Below are 20,091 nucleotides of genomic sequence, written 5' to 3' on the forward strand. Positions count from 1 at the left end.
ACCCAAGTATCCATAACCGGCTTCAAAAGGTGTATGGGTACAAACATTAGGCGAACCTCTCCATTCCGTTCATGAAGGACGGCTTGTTATCCTAATGGCAAAGGAGAGTTGCGATATGGAATTTCATCCAAACCTTACGCTTGAGAACCAACGCGTGAAGCTCGTACATCTGCAATCGCAGCATGTGGAACCGTTAGCGGATTTGCTATGCGACCCTCGCATTTGGGAATATACCTGGAGAAAAAGAATGACGGCGGCGGAAGTAAAGCTGGCTCTTGAGACGGCGATTCGCAGCAAGGAGTCTGGCTTGCAGCTGCCTTTCGCGATTGAAGACCGGAGAACCGGGCTGCTGGCGGGGACGACCCGGCTTGGCGATACGGATCTTCTTAACCGCAGCGTCGAGATCGGCTGGACGTGGCTTTCGCCTGCTTTTTGGGGCACTGGGCTGAATGCGGCATGCAAGCTGCTTCTGCTGGAGTACTGTTTTGAACAGCTCGGGGTTATTCGCGTTCAGTTCTCGGCCAGCGGGAAGAACGAACGCTCGCAGAGGGCCCTCGAAAAAATCGGAGCCGTAAAAGAAGGCGTGCTTCGCAGGCACCGAGTCGATCTGACGGATAGCGGGGCCGTTCATGACAACGTCTTCTTCAGCATATTGGACAGCGAATGGCCGCAGGTAAAGACGAAGCTGCAATCCATGCTAAAATAAATCCCCCTCATTTCATCAAATTTTCGCACGCGGCAAACCCTTTTTCGAGTTATGATTGAATGGGGCGGGTCTATACCGCCCTCGATATCCGGTTATCACAACGAGGAAAGGGCTGAACCGCCTGCGATCATGCCAACCATTCGACTGAACAACGTTACCTTTAAAAATAGAATTATCGTTATTTTTCTAATCAGCAGCTTGACCCCCTTTATTTGTCTCGGCTTTCTTTCCTTCTATACGATTGATTCGATTATCGGCAATAAGGTGGAAGGCGCGCTGCAAAGCAATCTGAAGCAGGACTTGCTGACGCTGGAGAACGCGCTGAACAACATGAATCATGTGTCCCAGCAGCTTGCTTACGGCGGCGGGACGATAAAGCTGATCGAGCAGCTTGCGGCGGAGCAGGAGAAATATGAGCAGCTTCGCCTCCTGGGTGAAATTAAAGCCGAGCTGAACAATATTACGTTTTCGAACCCGAACATCGGACTGCTCATGTACTATGCGCCGGAGACGCGCGAGTACTCCTTCGAAAATTTTGCCGTCCGCGGCGACTTCCAGCCGGAGCGGCTGCCCGTGCTGGCGCATTACCCGGAGATTACCTACTACGGGCCGCATCTCAGCTATAACGGCTCGATTAACCAATACGTGTTCAGTATTATGCGGAAGGTTAATATGCCGGATCAGGACCTGTACCTTTACATTGAGTCCGGCCGCAATGCGATTACATCCCTTTTCGCCCCTCAGAACCGGAAGGAAAGCTCTCGCCGGTTGCTGCTGCTCGACGACACGGGCAAAATTACATTCAGTGAAGTTTCGGAAGCGTTTGCGGAGAACGGCATGTTCCCCGAAGCGAACCCGAAAACGCAGTCGGGTTACTCGAAAGGTTATTTTTGGAATAAAGAGGTAAGCAATCAAGGCTGGAGCATCGTGTCCGTTGTGCCGGAGGGGGAGCTGAATAAGGAGCGGAACCGCTGGCTTATACAAATCTTGGGGATCTTCCTGCTGTTCATCGTCGTTGTGCTGCTGATCGCATGGCTGCTCTGGAAGATGGTATACCGGCCGCTCGACAAGTTCCACCGGGAGATCAAGTCGCTTATTCATTCCGAGGAGCGGGAGCATACGGAAATGACGCATATTCCGGAGTTCGACTATTTGCTCTATCAGACCCGCAGCATGAAACGCAAAATATGGGGACTGTACGAGGAAATCGAACAGAAGGAGAAGCGGAGAGCCGATCTGGAAGTGGAGAAGCTCCTGTACCAGATTAATCCGCATTTCCTGATGAATACGCTTGATACGGTCCACTGGCTCGCTCTGATGAATGGACAGAAGGAAATCGACAAGCTGGTGCTCAGCTTGAACAAGCTGCTTTATTATAATCTGGGCAAGATGGGCGAGACGTCGACGATCGGCGACGAGATTGAAGCGCTGAAGGAGTACCTCCAGCTGCAGCAGATCCGCTACGACTTCCAGTTCGACGTAGATATCGATGTGGACGAGCAGAGCCTTGGGCTGCCGAGCCCCCGGTTTCTGCTTCAGCCGATGGTGGAGAACGCCCTGTATCATGGCGTAAGCGACGACGGCTATATTTATGTCGGCGTAGCGCTGCAGGAGGACGGCCTGCAAATTACAATCCAAGACAACGGGGCGGGCATGTCGAAGGAAATGATCGCTCAGCTGCTTGACGAGAATACGGAAGAAAGCCATAAGGTCGGGATGGGCATCGGCATGAAGTACGTGAAGCGCATCCTGAAGGCGAACTACGGCGAGGAAGCGAGGCTGCATATTCGAAGCGAAGTCGGAAAAGGAACGGTCGTTTCATTACGGCTGCCCGTCTCGCCACCGGCTGCCGCGCTTCCGATCACATCCGAGGGGGAACCAAAAGAATGATCCGTGTACTTATCGTTGATGACGACAAGCTCGTGCGCAAGGGTCTCATCTCCGCGATGCCATGGAAGGCATTCGGCATGGAGATTACGGGTGAAGCGAATAACGGCGAGAACGCGCTTAAATTTATGGAGACGAACCCTATCGATCTCCTCATTACAGACTTGTCGATGCCGGTCATGTCCGGGATCGAGCTGATGCGGATTGTCCGCGAGAAATATCCGCAGGTGCAGATCGTCGTGCTGTCGCTGCATCAGGACTTCGAATATGTGCAGGAGGCGCTGCGGCTGGGCGCGATTGATTACATCGCGAAGATTCAGCTGGAGCAGGAGCAGTTCGAGGAAGTGCTCGGCCGGATCGTCAAGCTGATGGAGCGGAAGGACGGCGCGAGGGGAGCGGGAGAGCAGCAAGAGAAGAGCCCGGCAAAGGCCAGCGAGCTGTACGTCTACTATTCGCTGTATACGGAAGACTTGCGGAACGTGACCTCTGTCCCCGCAATTGTGACGGAGGCGGAGCCCGGCATTTGGTACACGGCGGAGCCGCCGTCCGCATCTGCTGCCGCTGCGGATTCGAACGTGGCGTTGATCCGGTTCAGCGGCTTGGAAGACATGGACGGCAAGTCTGTGATGCAGCTCATTCGAACCTATGGCAAAAAGCATCTGTTTTATGATTATCATCCGGAGAAGCCGGAAATCCGCATCCAGGCCGGAGAGCTTGCGGATCGGGACAAGGACGGCGGCGCCATTCCGATGGATAAGCTGAAGGAGAAATGGTCGGCCGCGAATTGGATCTATGAGGATGACCTGTTCCGGGAGCAGCTTCGCGAGCTGAGGGAGCTTCGGATGCCGCCGGTGCGGCTCGCCCGCATCTTTTTCTCCTTGTCCGACGAGTGGAACCGGCTGTACCAAGCGATATTGAACGAACCGATCGCGATCGAAGACTTTTTCCCCAGCTGGCACCGGTTCGAGGAATGGCTGCAGGAGGTGCGGGAGCGGATTAGGCTTGCGAATACGAAACCGCTGTTCTCGCCAGAAATTCAAAGCAGCATCGTAAAGGCGATGAGCCTCGTCCAGCAAAATATTAGCGAGCCGATGACCTCCTCGGAAATCGCGCAGATGGTCAATATGAGCGGCAGCTACTTCAGCCAATGCTTTAAGCAATATGTCGGGCAAACCTACACCGATTACGTACGGGATATTCGGATGGAGCGGGCGAAGGAATATTTGCGCGGCACGAGCAAGACGATCCAGTGGATTGCGGAGCAGATCGGCTACAGCGATGAGAAGTATTTCAGCCGATTGTTCCGGGAGCATGTGGGCATGCTCCCTAGCGAATACCGGCAGACGGCCGACTGACATCTGCTTTAACGATGGATGGAGTTAGAAGAACCTTAGGGTAGAAAGCGTGCGGAAATGGGGTAGACATTTTTCGCACGCTTCTTTTTTTGCGGTGAATTCTCTAACCAGGTTCCGTTGCGCTCTCTATCTCGGGATGTTCAAGGCCCGTGCTATAGTGAAATTGTCGAAATGACAACGATATTTTTAAGGGGGATACACATGAAGAAGGGCATTTTTACGACGCTGGCTGTTCTGCTCGTCTCGGCAAGCTTGGCCGCATGCAGCGGCAACAACAACGCGAATAGCGGCGCTTCGTCCGAGCCAAGCGGCAATGCCGGATCAAACCATACACCGGCCGTAGAAGAAGTCGTTGATCCGTTTGCGAAATTCGACGAGCCGGTCGAGCTGTCCATCGGCCGCGGCATTGATCCGAACTACAAGTACGACGGCACGGACACGGCGGAAGATAACGTCTATACGCGCTGGCTCAAGGACAAATACAACATTGTCGTGAAGCATGCTTGGGAAGCGGCTACCGGCAACGACTATCAGCAAAAGGTGAGCCTTGCGATCTCCAGCAACGATCTGCCCGACGCGCTGGTCGTTAACGAAACGCAGCTTCGCCAGATGGTGAAGGCGGGACAGCTCGCGGATTTGTCGGAAGTATACGAGAAATACGCAAGCCCAGAGCTCAAAGCGGTATATGACTCGAATCCTGGTTTGCTGGACAGCGTTACGTTCGACGGCAAGCTGTACGCTCTTCCAGAGACGACGCTGCCATCCGCTCCGCTTACGTGGATCCGCAAGGACTGGCTCGACAAGCTTGGCCTTCAGCCGCCGAAATCGTTGGAGGATCTGAAAAACATCGCGCAAGCGTTCATCGACAACAAAATGGGCGGAGACGCGACGGTCGGTATTGTCGGCACGCAGCAAGGCGGTTCGCTGTCGGCTAACTTCCTGAACTCGACGGATCATTGGTACAACTTCTCGCCGCTGTTCTTCGCGAACGACGCATACCCTGGCATTTGGGTGAAAGACAAGGACGGCAATGCGGTATACGGCTCCATTACGGAAGAGACCAAAAACGCGCTGTCGATGATGAGAGACTGGTACGCAAACGGTATTTTGGATAAAGAGCTCGGCATTCGCAAATCGACGGCTGAGGTTGTGGCAAGCGGTCAAACGGGCATTTTCTTCGGTCCTTGGTGGTCCGCATACAACCTGGCGGACTCGATGGCGAACGACCCGAACGCGAACTGGAGACCCTACGCGGCTCCTCTGAACGCAGCCGGCCAGTTCAACTCGAACCAAGCGACAGGCAGCAGCTACATCGTTGTAAGCAAAAATGCGGAGCATCCGGAAGCGGTCATCAAAATGACGACGCTCCACAAGTGGGGCAAGGATGAAGAGTACAAGACGCTGACGGCAGGCAAAGAAATGACATCGCAAGAGGTGCCTCTGTTCTTGATTCTGGGCGCAGGCGATCAATTGGAGTATGCGGTTAACGCGCTTCGCGACGTGCTGACGGGCAAGATCAAGGTTGAAGACGTCGACCAGATCAATTACGGCTGGGCTTATGAGATGGCTACGCATGTTCAAGCGATTAAGAAAGAGCCGTTCGACAACTACGATATTCAATACTTTGATCAGCAATCGGATCCCGGCTTCTTCACGCACATCTATGCGCACCTGAACGGCGGCTCCACGTTCGTCGACGCGGATATCAACTGGGTACGAAGCATCGCGACCGCGCAGACGAAAACGATGGAGTCCAGATGGACCAACCTCAAGAAGCTTGAAGACGAGACGTTCCTCAAAATCATTATGGGCAGCGAAGATCTCAGCGCATTCGATGAATTTGTCGCGAAGTGGAAGGATCAAGGCGGCGACACGATTACGAAGGAAGTCAGCGAATTAGAATAGGCTTTCGGAACAAGACGGGCGCTGGTCGCTCGTCTTGCTCTCTAATTGGTGATCAAAAACGGGCTTTTTGAACTTACTTCTAAAAAAAGGGGATGTGGAGAGAGAGTGATACACAGAAGCTTCGCCAAACACTTTTACATCATGCTGATTCCCGGACTCCTATGGTTAATCTTCTTTAATCTCTATCCCATGTATGGAGTCATTACGGCATTTAAGGAATTTAACCCGGGGGTCGGGCTATGGAAATCTCCATGGGTCGGACTCGAAAACTTCAAGTATATGTTCGAACTGGATGACAGCAAGATCATCTTCCGGAACACGGTCGTTATCGCATTCGCCAAGATGATTGGCAATCTGATCGTTCCGCTAGTTTTTGCGCTTATGCTGAATGAAGTGAAAAACCGCTTGTTCACGCGTACGGTCCAAACGGTTGTGTATTTGCCGCATTTCTTGTCATGGGTAATCGTCGGGGGCATGATGCTGGATATTTTCTCGTATTCGGGCCCCGTGAACCAAGTGCTGGAAAGCTTAGGCGTTGAACCGGTCCTTTTCTTCGCGAATGAAAACGCGTTTCCGGCTCTCGTTGTAGGCAGCGACATCTGGAAGGAGTTTGGCTTTAACGCGATTATATACTTCGCCGCCCTGACGTCGATTAACCCTGAAATGTATGAAGCGGCGGCGATCGACGGCGCTTCCCAGTGGAAGCGGCTGACGAAAATTACGATTCCGAGCATCCTCCCGGTGGCGGCGCTGCTTGCCACTTTAAGTCTCGGCAATATTTTGAACGCGGGCTTTGATCAGATCTTTACGATGTACAATCCGTCGGTCTACTCGACAGGCGATATTGTGGACACTTGGGTATACCGGGCCGGGTTAATCGATTTCCAATACGGACTCGCTTCGGCCGTCGGCTTGCTGAAATCGGTTGTCGGACTCGTGCTGATTACCATTTCGTATGTGCTCGCTTACCGGTTCGCCAATTATCGGATTTTCTAGAAAAAGAGACAGGAGCGGATAGACATGATAGCCGAACGTTCGGTAGCTTCCAGATTGTTCAACAGTCTGAATCTCATACTGCTAATTGTCATTATGCTGTTGTGCCTCCTTCCGGTCTGGTACACCTTATCCATTTCGCTAAGCGATAAGGCGGCCGCAGCCGCGGGGCAAGTATTTTTATGGCCGAAGGGTCTCACGTTGGGCTCTTATATGACCATTATGAAGGACACGCAGTTTTTCACCTCGTTTTTTATTTCGGTACAAAGGGTTGTTTACGGCGCGGCGATCGCTTTCTTCGTCATTCTGCTGATGGCGTATCCGCTGTCGAAGACATCGAAGGAATTCAAGCCGAGAAATATCATTATGTGGGCGCTTATTTTCGTCATGCTGTTTAACGGCGGTCTGGTGCCTTGGTTCCTGACGATGAAATCGCTCGGCATGATCAACAACATTTGGGGCTTGGTGCTCGGCGGCGGCTTGCCCGTCTTCAACGTCATCCTCGTCATGAACTACTTGCGCAATATGCCGAAGGAAATGGAAGAGTCGGCGATGATCGACGGAGCGGGGCCTTGGCGCATTTTGTTCAGCGTCATCTTGCCGCTGTCCGTGCCGGTGCTCGCTACGATTCTGGTGTTTACGATCGTGTATCATTGGAACGAGTTTTTCCAGGCGCTTGTCTTGATGAACGATGCGGAGAAATATCCGCTTCAATCTTATATTAAGCAGGTGGCGGTCGTCATCGACCCGACCAAGATGGATGAGGAACAAGTGAAACGGATGTCGGAGCTGTCGAACCAGACGCTGAACGCGGCCAAAATCTTTATTTCCATGCTGCCGCTGCTCGTCATCTATCCGTTTCTTCAAAAATATTTCGTTAAAGGGATTACGCTTGGCTCGGTAAAAGGCTAAGCGGCAAGCTGGGAGGAGTTTATCGATGTTAACGAGCGAGGCGATCAGCCCGGATAAAGTGCAGGAAAACGCCAGGTCATATGGATCCCATACGCTGGGCGGCGCGACGGGCTTGTTAAAGGATGAGCGGGGCATGACCGTTCTAGCGGAGAATGGAAGCTTGGCTGTCCGGCTGGTTCGGAACGGAACGGTAAGAGTGAAGCTTTTTATTGGCGAGGCCGGCGGAGAGACGCTAGATCTGTCTTCAACGGTGGCAGTTGTGGAGGATGCGGCCGGCGCAGTACCGTCGTTTGCGGTCAGCGAGGATGGAACGACCTACGTTTTGGAGACGGACTTGGTTCGCGTTGTGGTGGAGAAGAAGGACTGCTCCGTACGGTTTGCGGATTTATCCGGCGGTCTGGTCGCTCATCAGCGCGGGCTGTTATGGAATGAGAATAAGGCAGTGACAGGATTGTTCGCGGCGTCATCGCAGGTTCATTACTATGGGTTAGGCGAAAAAACAGGCAGCCTCGACAAGCGGGGCGAGCGCTACGAGATGTGGAACAGCGACGTATACGCGCCGCATGTGCCGGAGATCGAAGCGCTGTACCAGTCCATCCCGGTGCTCGTGGCGCATGAACCCGGCGCGGCGTATGGGCTGTTCCTGGACAATCCGGGGCGCACGTTCTTCGACATGCGCAGCGAGTCTGACGGCTATGTGATCCAGTCCGAGACGGGCAGCTTTGATTATTACTTCATTTACGGCCCCAGGCTGAAAGACGTCGTAACCGGCTATACAGCGTTGACGGGACGGATGGAGCTGCCGCCGCAATGGGCGCTCGGCTATCATCAGTCTCGTTACAGCTACATGTCGCAGGACGAGGTGCTGGAGCTGGCCCGCACGTTCCGGGAGAAGCGGATTCCTTGCGACGTCATTTATTTGGATATTCATTATATGGAAGGGTATCGGGTGTTCACGTTCGATCCCGAACGGTTCCCTGACCCGAAAGCGATGATCGCCGAGCTGAAGAGGATGGGCATCCGCATCGTGCCGATCGTCGATCCCGGCGTGAAGCTGGACCTGAACGATGAGGTGTTCAAGGAAGGCGCTGCGAAGGGCTACTTCTGCCGGAAGCAGGACGGCGAGCCGTTCGTCGGTCCGGTGTGGCCGGGCCAAAGCGTCTTCCCGGACTTCACGGAAGACCGCGTTGCCGAATGGTGGGGCGATTTGCATCGCTTCTATACCGAGATGGGCATTGAAGGCGCATGGAATGACATGAACGAGCCTGCTGTATTCAACGAGACCAAAACGATGGATACGGACACGGTTCACGGCAACAACGGAAGCCCGGTTACGCATGGGGAGATTCACAACCTGTACGGCTTGCTCATGTCCAAGGCGACGTACGAGGGCCTAGGCCGGCATCTCGAGGGCAACCGGCCGTTCGTGCTGACCCGCGCGGGCTATGCGGGCATTCAGCGGTACGCGGCGGTATGGACGGGCGATAACCGCAGCTTCTGGGAGCATATGGCGATGGCTATGCCGATGGTGCTGAATCTTGGCTTATCGGGTGTTGCTTTTGCCGGTCCGGATATCGGCGGCTTCGCGCACCATTGCAGCGGCGAGCTGCTGGCGAGATGGACGCAGATGGGCGCGCTGTTTCCTTATTGCCGCAATCATAGCGAGCTGCGCTCGATCCGGCAGGAGCCGTGGAGCTTCGGACCGGAGGTCGAAGCGATCTGCCGCGAGTACATTGGGCTGCGCTACCGGTTAATGCCTCTGATCTACTCCGTGTTCCGGGAATCGTCGGTATCGGGACTGCCGGTTATCCGTCCGCTCGTGCTCGAATATCCGGACGATCCGAATGTCGCGAACCTGTGCGACCAGTTCCTGCTCGGCAGCCAGCTGCTGGCGGCGCCGATCTACAGACCGGGAACGGATCACCGTTCCGTCTACTTGCCGGAAGGCGTGTGGTACGACTACTGGACGGGCGAGAAGCTGGAGGGCGGACGCCATGTCTTGGCGCATGCGCCGCTCGAGAAGATGCCGCTATACGTGAAGGCGGGCGCGGTCATTCCGCATACGGCGGTTGCTCAATCGACGGCGGAATGGTCGGCGGAATTGGCAACAGATGCGGGCGAGTTATCTTTTGATATTTATTGCTCCGGTGGCGCGGCTACCGCTTTTGAGTTTTATGAGGACGACGGGCTGACCACCGGATATAAAAAGGGAGCCTATAACCTGACGAGGTTTTCGGTGTCGGAGGAAGCGGGCAAAGTCGAGCTTAACGTTGAGGCGCTGCATTCCGGCCATGAGCGTTATGCCGGTACATGGCGTTTGGCGCTGAAGCAGCTTTCTTTTGCCCCCCGCGCGGTGGAAGGACTCGCTGAGTGGCGTTATGACGAGCAGTCGAAGGAGCTTACGATTGAGCTTGCCCGGCCGATCGCGGGAATGAAGCTGGTTATTCGCTCGTAAATGGAACGGAAGGTGAGGGGGATACGATGCAAAGGAGAGTGAAATGGATGATTGCGCTTCCTCTAGTTGCTTCTATGATTGGGTTATCCGCCTGTTCTTCGGGGAATGAGGAGCAGAAGCCGGAGCCGAGCCCGAAGGCTGTTCAGCAGCAGCAGGGTACGCCGGTGCCGGAATGGTCGGACAAAGCCGTCATGTACGAGGTGAATGTGCGGCAGTATACGAAAGAGGGCACCTTCAAGGCGTTCGAAGCTCATTTGCCTCGCCTGAAGGAGCTTGGCGTCGACATCCTATGGTTTATGCCGATTCATCCGATTTCGCGGACGAACCGGAACGGCACGCTGGGCTCCTATTATGCGGTGGATGATTATAAAGCGGTAAATCCGGAATTTGGCACGGAGGAGGATTTCAAGGCGCTGGTCGACAAGGCGCATGAGCTGGGCTTTAAGGTGCTGCTCGATTTGGTCGCGAATCATACCGGCTGGGATCATGCGTGGACGGCGAATCCGGGCTGGTATACGACGGACGAGGCGGGCAACATTGTGATGCCGCCGAACACGAACTGGGCCGATGTCGCGGATTTGAATTACGAGAACGAGGACATGCAGGACGCGATGCTCGACGCGATGAAATATTGGGTGTCGGAGTTCGATATCGACGGGTATCGCGCCGATTACGCCGGCGGCGTGCCGAAATCGTTTTGGGAGAAGGCGCGCGTCGAGCTGGAGAAGGTGAAGCCGGTCTATATGCTGGCGGAGGACGATCAGCAAATTTCGCTGCTCAGCCATGCGTTTAATTCCAACTATGGCTGGCCGCTTTACAACCTGATGAACCGGGTGGCCAAAGGCCAGACTGGCGCGGAACAAGTGCGGCTTTACGCAGAACGGCTCGAAAACAGCTTCCCGGCCGGCACCTATCCGCTGAACTTCACATCCAACCATGACGAGAACTCCTGGACGGGAACGGAGTTCGAACGTTTGGGAGACGCCGTGCAGACGATGGCGGCGCTTAGCTTCACGCTGCCGGGCATGCCGCTCATTTATTCGGGTCAGGAAGCGGGATTGAATAAGCGGCTGCAGTTTTTCGAGAAGGACGAGATCGCGTGGGACGACTTGTCGATGCAGACGTTCTATCAGCGGCTGGTGAAGCTGAAGCACGACAATGCGGCGCTTTGGAACGGCAATGCGGGCGGGCCTTACCGCTCGCTCGAAGCCGGTGACGGGCGGCTCCTGGCGTTCGAGCGGACGAAGGGCGACAGCACGGTTGTGGTTATCATGAACCTGTCGGCTGAGCAGGTGTCCGGTACCGTCGCGCTTAACGATCTGGCAGGCGGGTACCGCGCGTTTAGCGACGGCTCCTTGGCGGAGCTGGCTGCCGAGCATGCCGTAGACCTCGCCCCATGGGCTTACGAGATCTACGTGAAGCAGTGATATGGCTCGACGTGTTTGACTGTTTTGCCCATGACTTGGATAACAAGCTTGCGCTTTCGCGCAGGCTTGTTTGTGTTTTAGGAGTGACGTGGCGGAGTTTTGTACGAAAAATCGTACAAAGGGGCGCGTGGACGCGGTGCATGGCGGAGATTTGTACGAAAAATCGTACAAAAGGGAGCGAGAACGTGGTGAGCGGCGGAGGTTTGTACGAAAAATCGTATAAAAGGGGGCGAGAACGTGGTGAGCGGCGGAGGTTTGTACGAAAAATCGTACAAAAGGGTGCGAGGACGCGGTGCATGGCGGAGGTTTGAACGAAAAATCGTACAAAAGAGAGCGAACGAGTGGTGAATGGCGGAGGTTTGAACGAAAGATCGTACAAAAAAGAGCGAACGAGTGGCGCGCGTCGGAGGTTTGAACGAAAAATCGTACAGAAGAGAGCGAACGAGTGGCGCGCGGCGGAGGTTTGTACGAAAAATCGTACAAAGGGGAGCGAGAACGTGGTGAGCGGCGGAGGTTTGTACGAAAAATCGTACAAAAGGGAGCGAGAACGTGGTGAGCGGCGGAGATTTGTACGAAAAATCGTACAAAAGGGGGCGAGAACGTGGTGAGCGGCGGAGATTTGTACGAAAAATCGTACAAAAGAGAGCGAACGAGTGGTGCGCGGGGGAGTTTTGTACGAAAAATCGTACAAAAGAGGGCGAACGAGTGGTGCATGGCGGAGATTTGTACGAAAAATCGTACAAAAGGGGGCGAGGACGCGGTGCATGGCGGAGATTTGTACGAAAAGTCGTACAAAAGGGAGCGTGAAAGGGGTGAGCGGCGGAGATTTGTACGAAAAATCGTACAAAAGGGGGCGAGGACGCGGTGCATGGCGGAGATTTGTACGAAAAGTCGTACAAAAGGGAGCGTGAACGTGGTGAGCGGCGGAGATTTGTACGAAAAATCGTACAAAGAGGCGCGTGGACGCGGTGCATGGCGGAGATTTGTACGAAAAATCGTACAAAAGGGAGCGAGAACGTGGTGAGCGGCGGAGGTTTGTACGAAAAATCGTACAAAGGGGCGCGTGGACGGGGTGCATGGCGGAGATTTGTACGAAAAGTCGTACAAAAGGGAGCGTGAACGAGGTGAGCGGCGGAGGTTTGTACGAAAAATCGTACAAAAGGGGGCGAGGACGTGGCGCATGGCGGGGATTTGTACGAAAAATCGTACAAAAGGGAGCGAGAACGTGGTGAGCGGCGGAGGTTTGTACGAAAAATCGTACAAAGGGGCGCGTGGACGGGGTGCATGGCGGAGATTTGTACGAAAAATCGTACAAAAGGGAGCGAGGACGGGATGCATGGCGGAGGTTTGTACGAAAAGTCGTATAAAAGGGGGCGAGAAGGTGGCGCATGGCGGGGATTTGTACGAAAAATCGTACAAAAGAGGGCGGGAACGTGTTGAACGGCGGAGATTTGTACGAAAAATCGTACAAATGAGAGCGAGAACGTGTTGAACGGCGGAGATTTGTACGAAAAATCGTACAAAAGGGGGCGAGAAGGTGGCGCATGGTGGGGTTTTGTACGAAAAATCGTACAAAAGAGGGCGAGAAGGTGGCGCATGGCGGGGATTTGTACGAAAAATCGTACAAAGGGGAGCGTGAACGTGGTGAGCGGCGGGGGTTTGTACGAAACAGGAAGCCCGGAATGGGTGTTTATGTGTGAAAAATAACCGTAAAATGGTTACCTCTTCTTCCCAATGTCAATAATATCAGTTGCGGATCAGATTGCTTCGGGAGGAGGGGACACGATGAATAAAATATCCGTCTATCAATTATTTGCGATCACGTTCATATTCCAGTTAGGCACAACCGTCATATTCGGATTCGGGGGTACGGCCGGACGTGATGCTTGGATTAGCCAGCTGGTATCCTGCGCTATAGGCGTGCTTGTCGTTCTGATCTACCTCTCCTTAATGAAACTAAATCCAGGCCTAACCCTTGTCGAGTGGTTTCCTGCGCAATTCGGGCGCTGGATCGGAACGCCTATCGCGTTTTTATACCCTCTTATGTCACTGTATCTTGTTGGGCGGATCGTTGCTGATATCCGGGATATGGTTTCAACAGCCGTACTGCCGGAAACGCCGCTTATTGTGATTTCGGGTGTATTTGTCATCATCGTTGCTTACTGCGTATACGGCGGTCTCGAGATCGTGGCCCGGATGGCCGAAATGTTTTTTCCCATCATTATTATCATGTTTGTGTTGGAGGTCATTTTTCTCTTAAGCTCTAACGTGCTGCATCTCAATAATGCGCTCCCTATTCTGGAGAAAGGGTGGGGGCCGATAGGGGAGGTTGTATTCCCTTCCGGCATCACCCAGTCCTATGGAGAATCGATTGTGCTTGCTATGTTCTGGCCGGAGACGAAGCGTTCCGATAAAGTGATGAAGGTCACGGTTCTCACCACGCTGATGTCCGGAATGATGATTACCTGCTTCGACCTTTTGGCCATTTTAATTTTTGGAGGGATGTTTTCGAGTTTTTTGTACCCTCTTTACACGTTATTAAGTTTGATCAGTATCGGTAATTTTATAGAAAATTTACAAATGTTCGGCGTCCTCTACTTTTTGATGATGGCGCTTTTAAAAAGCGCCATTCATATGCTCTCGGCATTAAGAGGAATTCAGAAGCTGACGAATATGAAAAGTCATCGCAAGCTTGTCATCCCGGCTTGCGCCATCGTGCTGCTTTTAGGCTTGACCATGTCCCAAAATATAGCCGAGCATGTTTACCGTCACCATTTTGAAATTCTAGTGCCTTATGTGTGGGTGCCTTTGCTGCTGGTCTTGCCCGCCATCCTTCTCCTTGTCGCTTGGCTAAGGCATTTGAAGAAATGATGCATCATTTCTTGATCTCATTAGGCTTCAATTGTAAGGATGGTCCCGTGACTCCGATCCGTCTAACCTTCAATTTCGCGGTTACGGAAATCTCGGCTTCCCGAAAAGCCGATTCCCAGTTGTTTTTCACGGAATTCCATAGAGGCGGATCCTTTCTGTGGATAGTTTCTCCGAACCCGAACACGTCCGTCCCGTACTTTTTTTGCACCTTTGTAATTGTTCGAAGTACGGTTTCCTCTACTTGTTTGTTCAGCGCGTCCTCCAGAAGAGCGATATTCTCCGTCTGCGTGAGGTCCAGTCGCGTATTGTTTTCACGAATCGCTCCTCCCCCTGTTAGCGTGACTAGAAATTTAATATTGTCCCCTTGAACAACAGGTTCGATCTTTCGGTCTATTTTGTATAGGTCCATACTGACGTTGCCTTTTTCTTGCGGGACCGCCGCCGGTACCGTTATCTTCTTTAATCTGCCGGAAACCCATCGCATGGCTCTGCCTTCCTCTACATTTAAAAATCCGACCAGTTTCAAATCTTTATTAAAAAGCGCGGTTCCTGCGATACGGAACCCTTCTTCGTCAGCAGGGGACCGCCCTTTGTCCTCCTTTTTCGAGGGAGGGCTCATGCCGATTGCGACGGCGGGTACGGTTGGAGATGTTCCTTCGCTAGTTGCGGCGAGCAAAAAGCTCATGAGTCCCAACTCCATGAGCGTCCCTAGCTGGTTATATTCTCCTAATACCCCGAGTGCGGGAATATTCTCTAACGGATAGGATACGTTTAAAAAATTTTTGGCGCTGTTTCCTTTGACAACAAAAATATCGGTTCGCAGCTTCAGGTTCGGATCCCGAGTGTACGTGTCCAGAATGTCCTTAATCCCCTGTCTAGCCATAGCTTCCCCGATCACAATGACCCGCCGGTGGCCGCGGTATACTTGTCGGGAAAGCTTGCTTTGAATGCGCTGAACCGCGTCAAGCGTGTTCATCCCGTCGCTCGCGACGACAAAATAAGGTTTTCCGGCGCTTGCTCCGCCTTCTTCGGTGCCGCCTCCTCCCTGTCCGCCGCTTATTTTGGCCGGAATAATGGCCTGGGTACTGATCATCAATTTTTGGTTCGGGGCTTTGTCGATTCCCCAGGCAAGCTCAATCGCTAAATCATTGACTTCCGTGCTGTCCCAGCAGCCGGTTATGACGATTAAGAGAGAGAGGGCCAGACAAAGGCGCCCCCGCGTTCTATTCATTTGCCTGCTCCTCCTTGCGTCGGATTTGGCTGCTGCCCTTCCAGGATACGTTTCTTATTGTCCCCGGAGAAGTTTGCAGGCCGATCGGTCATACTCCACCTAGGCGCGCGTATGAATACGTCTTTTAAGCTTTGTGAAATTTGCGGAACAACCGGGCTCATATACGGGACGCCAAATGAACGCAGGCCAACAAGATGGATAATGAGCACGAATATGCCGCCTATGATTCCGTATAGACCTAGAAGCCCCGACAATATCAGCATCGGGAAACGCAGAAGCCGGTAGGCGGTCCCGAAATTATAGCGGGGGATGGCAAACGAAGCGATCCCGGTCGTAGCAACAATAATGACGACAGGGGCGGATACGATGCCTGCCTGCACGGCGGCTTGACCAATGACAAGCGCTCCCACAATGCTGACGGCCGAACCGACCGCTTTTGGAAGACGAATGCCCGCCTCCCGCAGTCCCTCGAACATAAACTCCATTAGCATCGTCTCGACAAACGTCGGGAACGGAACTCCTTCTCTCGAATTCGCGATGCTGATAAGCAGGTTCATCGGGATAAGCTGCTGATGGAAGGTAGAGAGCGCCACGTACAAGGACGGGAGCAATAGGGCGATATTAAATAAAGAATACCGAATAAACCGAACGAAAGTCGTGTAGATGGACCGTTCGTAATAATCCTCGACCGCCTGCAAGCCTGTCCAGAACGTCATCGGCACGATCAGCGCAAAGGGGGTGTTATCGACGATGATTGTGACTTTGCCTTCTAGCAGACTGGCGCATACGATATCGGGGCGCTCCGTATTTTGAATTTGAGGGAACGGAGACCAAGTGGTATCTTCAATAAATTCCTCAATGAAGCCCGATTCCAATACTCCGTCCATTTGGATACGGCCGATCCGATTGCGAACCTCCTCTAAGATCGTATTTGAAACAATCCCGTCAATATAGACGATGACGATATCTGTACGAGAAACTTGGCCGATCGTCATCGATTCCATTTTCAGCTTCGGAGTGCGAATTCTTCTTCGAATTAAGCTCGTATTGATGCGCAGCGTTTCCGTAAATCCGTCCCGGGGGCCTCGGACGGAAACTTCCGCAGCCGGTTCTTCGACAGAGCGTCTCTCGAAACCTTTGAGGTCCGCGATGACGGATTTGTTCTCTCCATCGACAAGAAGGGAAACGTTGGCCTTTAGAACCCCATCAATGACATCGTTAATTGTAGAAACGGTCTGCAGCTGCGCGGCGGCGACCAGTTGCTCCTGGATGATCTGACCGGTAATAGGCGCCTCGTTCAATCCGTCCGGCTTGCCGTAATAGAGGATCGGCGTCAGCACCGTTCTGTCCAACGTTTTTGTATCAATTAAACCGTCCGCGTAAACCAAAAGCACTTTGGGGCTGCTTTCTATCACACGAAATACGATATCGGAGCAGCCTTGGAAAGTCTCTTTGAGCAGGCTTTCGTTCATTGAAAGCTCGGCGCTTAGAGCTATAGGTTGTTGTTCGGGAAGAGGGAGCTCGGTCGATTTCATCCGGTTAGCGGTATAGCCGGGGTGCGAATGTTTTTGATGTTTGAACCACCGCAAATCCGTTTCCTCCTCCGTTGATGTAAGGCATGCTTTTTTTTGAGTAGTATATCCAAATAGTCCCATATTAACAAAAGTCGAATGCGCTAGGGAGGGCGGGTGAGTGGAATAGTTACGTGAGGCGAGACTAAATGGGCTTGGAGGGTGTAGGCAGGCGGAATAGTTGCGTGAGGCGAGCTTAATTGTGCCTGGAGAGGGCGTGTGGGCGGAATAGTTGCGTGTGGCGAGACTAATGTTGCTTGGAGGGTGTAGGTAGGCGGAATAGTTGCGTGCGGCGAGCTTAATTGTGCCTGGGAGAGGGCGAGTGAGCAGAATAGCAGCGTGAGGCGAGCCTAAAGTGTCTGGAGAGGGCGAGTGAGCAGAGTAGCAGCGTGAGGCGAGCTTAAAAGTGTCTGGAGAGGGTGGGTGAGTGGGATAGTGGCGCGAGGCGAGTCTAAATGGGCTAGGAGGGGGTAGTCGGGCGGAATAGTTGCGTGAGGCGAGCTTAAAGGAGCCGGGGCTCAGGTGGGCAGCCGTAGCTGCGGCTGCCCAGTTGGGATCAGCGTCCCTGCCCAAGCGGGAGCATGACAACGAAGCGTGCGCCGGAGCGTCCGGGCGGCGTGCTTTCCAGGCGGATGGTGCCGCCGTGCAGGTCGACAATTTTGCGGGCGATGGACAGGCCGAGGCCGCTGCCGCCCGCATTGCGGTTGCGGGAGGTGTCCGCTTTGTAGAAGCGCTCGAATATACGCTCCCGGTCCTCCTCGGCAACGCCGATGCCGGAATCCGCAAACTCGACGACGGCGGAATCCTCCTGCTGCGTAAGTGAAATCGCAATGGTGCCGCCTGCCGGCGTAAACTTGATGCTGTTGGTCAGCAGATTGCTCCATACGCCGCTGAGCAGGTCCTCGTCCCCATGTACGCCGAGCGGCTCAACATCCAGCTCAATATGGAGACCTTTATTCCGCCATGCAGGTTCAAAAGCTAGGACGAGCTGGCGCAGCTGCTTATCGAGACGAATCGGGGCAGGATGAAACGGGTGATGCTGGGAATCCAGCGACGAGAGCTTCAGCAGGTTCTCGCTCAGCTTGGACAGCCTGCCGCTCTCCTGCTGGATAATGCCGACGTAGCGCTCCCGTTCCGCATCGGTCACATCGCGGCTCCGCAAGGCTTCGGCATACCCATGAATCGACGTAAGCGGCGATTGCAGCTCATGCGAGACGTTCGCCACAAAATCTTGCCGCATCGTCTCCAGCTGTGACAAGCTCCGGGCCATCGTATTCATGCTTTTGGCAAGCTGCCCCAGCTCGTCGCCGCGGCTATCCGGCAGCCGAATCGAGAAATTGCCTTCCGCCATCGTAACCGCCGCATCGTTCATTTGTTTAATCGGCTTTACCAAGTATCTGGCCGCAATCACGATAAGAATGGAGCCGATGACGAGCAGCGACAAGAGCAGCGTGACCGCCGTGGCGATAAAATTGCTCGTCTGCGGATAACGCTCCGGCAGCAGAAACAACGCCCATTTCTCGCCATTCAGCTCGACCAGTCTGCCAAAGGCGGGCGGCGGCGGATAGCCGTTGCTCCGTTCCCCGTCCGGCACCATCGTCCGGGCAGCCCCGCCGTCAAGCACCGTATCGAGCTCTCGGGAATGCAGGACCCGGTCCCGTAAAGCAGAGCCTCGTTTGCCTACGGCTATCACCTCTTCATCCGGGCCGACGGCGACAATGGAGAGCTTATGAATCGCGCTCAATTCCTGCAGGAAAGGCTCGAGAGAGACCGGGGCCGACACGTCATGCAGCTGCTGGATCCGGCCGAATTCATTGTCCAGCTCCTCCATTAAGGAGCCTCTGGACTGCTGCTTGAACAATAAACTGTTCAGCAAGAAGGAGAGGGCGATGCTCGCGACAACGACAATTAAAAAAGTTGCCGTGATGCGGACATACAAGGATCGGATCATTTCAGTATCTCCAAGCGGTAACCCAGTCCTCTGACCGTGGCAATGCGGAAGCCGCAGCTTTCTTCCGGGAAGCGGTCCCTGAGCCGCTTAATATGTACGTCGACCGTCCGTTCGTCGCCCTCGTAATTAACGCCCCACAGCTGCTCGATGAGCTCTTCGCGGGCAAAGGTTTTGCCAGGATAACTGGCGAGCTTGAACAGCAATTCGAATTCTCGGGGCGGCAATGTTATCGCTTCGCCGTCAGCCGTAATCCGAAAATCCGACATGTCCATCACAACGGAGCCGAACTCGATCCGCTGCGAAGCCGCAATCCGGAACCGCCGCAGCAGCGCTTTGACTCTTGCGATTAACTCCGGCGGATCGAACGGCTTGACCATATAATCGTCCGCCCCAAGCTCAAGTCCTCTGACTTTATGGGCGGTCTCTCCCTTGGCGGTGAGCATCAGCTTCGGAAAATCGTAACTGCCGCCAAGCGCGGAGCATAGCGCCCACCCGTCCATTCTTGGCATCATCACGTCAATGATGGCGAGATCCGGCCGAACCGCCTCGAGCTTGTCCAGCGCGTCAACCCCGTCCACCGCCTCAACAACCTGATGCCCATCCCTTTTGAGAAACAAGGAGACGAGCTCCCGAATATTTGCGTCATCGTCTACCACTACGATTTTTGGCATACGAATCCCCTTCCCCATGAACTTATCTATTAGAAAGCGTACATCGCGAAGCTGAAATGAAACTGAAATGACTGTGAAAGAAAGCTGAATTTGCGCAAAAAAACATCGGATATGCTCGTTCATTTTGCGTTCATTATCGTTTGCTATACTCGATCG

General features: G+C 53.8%; 13 protein-coding genes. 9 read left to right on the forward strand and 4 right to left on the reverse strand.

The annotated features are described in order from the left end of the window. Window positions 1-115: 115 nt before the first annotated feature. From D3P08_RS18285 to D3P08_RS18335, 9 genes are all read left to right on the forward strand, one after another. Window positions 116-706, forward strand: coding sequence for a GNAT family N-acetyltransferase (locus D3P08_RS18285; RefSeq protein WP_119601167.1), 591 nt, complete (start codon window positions 116-118; stop codon window positions 704-706). 129 nt (window positions 707-835) lie between these two features. Then, window positions 836-2,596, forward strand: a complete 1,761-nt coding sequence (locus D3P08_RS18290) for a cache domain-containing sensor histidine kinase (RefSeq protein ID WP_119601169.1) — start codon at window positions 836-838, stop codon at window positions 2,594-2,596. After that, window positions 2,593-3,948, forward strand: coding sequence for a response regulator (locus D3P08_RS18295; RefSeq protein WP_119601171.1), 1,356 nt, complete (start codon window positions 2,593-2,595; stop codon window positions 3,946-3,948). Before D3P08_RS18290 ends, D3P08_RS18295 begins: the two co-directional genes overlap by 4 nt. Window positions 3,949-4,149: 201 nt before the next feature. Continuing rightward, window positions 4,150-5,853, forward strand: a complete 1,704-nt coding sequence (locus D3P08_RS18300) for an extracellular solute-binding protein (RefSeq protein WP_119601173.1) — start codon at window positions 4,150-4,152, stop codon at window positions 5,851-5,853. Window positions 5,854-5,994: 141 nt separating this feature from the next. After that, a complete protein-coding gene (locus D3P08_RS18305) occupies window positions 5,995-6,849 on the forward strand; it encodes an ABC transporter permease (RefSeq protein ID WP_420819045.1) in 855 nt (284 codons plus the stop codon). Window positions 6,850-6,873: 24 nt separating this feature from the next. Next, window positions 6,874-7,758 (forward strand): carbohydrate ABC transporter permease, encoded by an 885-nt coding sequence (locus D3P08_RS18310; RefSeq protein ID WP_119601177.1) that lies wholly within the window; start codon window positions 6,874-6,876, stop codon window positions 7,756-7,758. Between the two features lie 25 nt (window positions 7,759-7,783). Continuing rightward, window positions 7,784-10,213: a glycoside hydrolase family 31 protein gene (locus tag D3P08_RS18315; RefSeq protein ID WP_119601179.1), complete on the forward strand. Its 2,430-nt coding sequence runs from the start codon at window positions 7,784-7,786 to the stop codon at window positions 10,211-10,213. A gap of 26 nt (window positions 10,214-10,239) precedes the next feature. Continuing rightward, complete coding sequence (locus D3P08_RS18320; RefSeq protein ID WP_206098976.1) at window positions 10,240-11,640, forward strand: alpha-amylase family glycosyl hydrolase; 1,401 nt, start codon at window positions 10,240-10,242, stop codon at window positions 11,638-11,640. Between the two features lie 1,785 nt (window positions 11,641-13,425). Then, the gene (locus D3P08_RS18335) at window positions 13,426-14,511 is read left to right on the forward strand and encodes a GerAB/ArcD/ProY family transporter (protein ID WP_162848526.1); all 1,086 of its coding nucleotides are present in this window, start codon (window positions 13,426-13,428) and stop codon (window positions 14,509-14,511) included. A 4-nt stretch (window positions 14,512-14,515) separates the two neighbouring features. On the opposite strand, the gene D3P08_RS18340 is transcribed toward D3P08_RS18335, so the two are convergent. From D3P08_RS18340 to D3P08_RS18355, 4 genes are all read right to left on the reverse strand, one after another. Then, the gene (locus D3P08_RS18340) at window positions 14,516-15,742 is read right to left on the reverse strand and encodes a Ger(x)C family spore germination protein (protein WP_119601189.1); all 1,227 of its coding nucleotides are present in this window, start codon (window positions 15,740-15,742) and stop codon (window positions 14,516-14,518) included. Then, entirely contained in the window at window positions 15,739-17,277 is a 1,539-nt protein-coding gene (locus tag D3P08_RS18345) for a spore germination protein (protein WP_119601277.1), read from the reverse strand. The genes D3P08_RS18340 and D3P08_RS18345 overlap by 4 nt, the downstream gene beginning before the upstream one ends. 592 nt (window positions 17,278-17,869) lie before the next feature. After that, window positions 17,870-19,264, reverse strand: a complete 1,395-nt coding sequence (locus D3P08_RS18350) for a sensor histidine kinase (RefSeq protein WP_119601191.1) — start codon at window positions 19,262-19,264, stop codon at window positions 17,870-17,872. Continuing rightward, window positions 19,261-19,935, reverse strand: coding sequence for a response regulator transcription factor (locus tag D3P08_RS18355; RefSeq protein ID WP_119601192.1), 675 nt, complete (start codon window positions 19,933-19,935; stop codon window positions 19,261-19,263). The genes D3P08_RS18350 and D3P08_RS18355 overlap by 4 nt, the downstream gene beginning before the upstream one ends. Window positions 19,936-20,091 lie beyond the last annotated feature (156 nt).

This window comes from Paenibacillus nanensis (assembly GCF_003583765.1).
GTDB classification, from domain to species: domain Bacteria; phylum Bacillota; class Bacilli; order Paenibacillales; family Paenibacillaceae; genus Pristimantibacillus; species Pristimantibacillus nanensis.

What these genes read in the sequence shown, in the direction of transcription:
- D3P08_RS18285 (WP_119601167.1), top strand. Translation starts at nt 116, where the DNA reads ATGGAATTTCATCCAAACCTTACGCTTGAGAACCAACGCGTGAAGCTC.
- D3P08_RS18290 (WP_119601169.1), top strand. Translation starts at nt 836, where the DNA reads ATGCCAACCATTCGACTGAACAACGTTACCTTTAAAAATAGAATTATC.
- D3P08_RS18295 (WP_119601171.1), top strand. Translation starts at nt 2,593, where the DNA reads ATGATCCGTGTACTTATCGTTGATGACGACAAGCTCGTGCGCAAGGGT.
- D3P08_RS18300 (WP_119601173.1), top strand. Translation starts at nt 4,150, where the DNA reads ATGAAGAAGGGCATTTTTACGACGCTGGCTGTTCTGCTCGTCTCGGCA.
- D3P08_RS18305 (WP_420819045.1), top strand. Translation starts at nt 5,995, where the DNA reads ATGCTGATTCCCGGACTCCTATGGTTAATCTTCTTTAATCTCTATCCC.
- D3P08_RS18310 (WP_119601177.1), top strand. Translation starts at nt 6,874, where the DNA reads ATGATAGCCGAACGTTCGGTAGCTTCCAGATTGTTCAACAGTCTGAAT.
- D3P08_RS18315 (WP_119601179.1), top strand. Translation starts at nt 7,784, where the DNA reads ATGTTAACGAGCGAGGCGATCAGCCCGGATAAAGTGCAGGAAAACGCC.
- D3P08_RS18320 (WP_206098976.1), top strand. Translation starts at nt 10,240, where the DNA reads ATGCAAAGGAGAGTGAAATGGATGATTGCGCTTCCTCTAGTTGCTTCT.
- D3P08_RS18335 (WP_162848526.1), top strand. Translation starts at nt 13,426, where the DNA reads ATGAATAAAATATCCGTCTATCAATTATTTGCGATCACGTTCATATTC.
- D3P08_RS18340 (WP_119601189.1), bottom strand. Translation starts at nt 15,742, where the DNA reads ATGAATAGAACGCGGGGGCGCCTTTGTCTGGCCCTCTCTCTCTTAATC.
- D3P08_RS18345 (WP_119601277.1), bottom strand. Translation starts at nt 17,277, where the DNA reads ATGAAATCGACCGAGCTCCCTCTTCCCGAACAACAACCTATAGCTCTA.
- D3P08_RS18350 (WP_119601191.1), bottom strand. Translation starts at nt 19,264, where the DNA reads ATGATCCGATCCTTGTATGTCCGCATCACGGCAACTTTTTTAATTGTC.
- D3P08_RS18355 (WP_119601192.1), bottom strand. Translation starts at nt 19,935, where the DNA reads ATGCCAAAAATCGTAGTGGTAGACGATGACGCAAATATTCGGGAGCTC.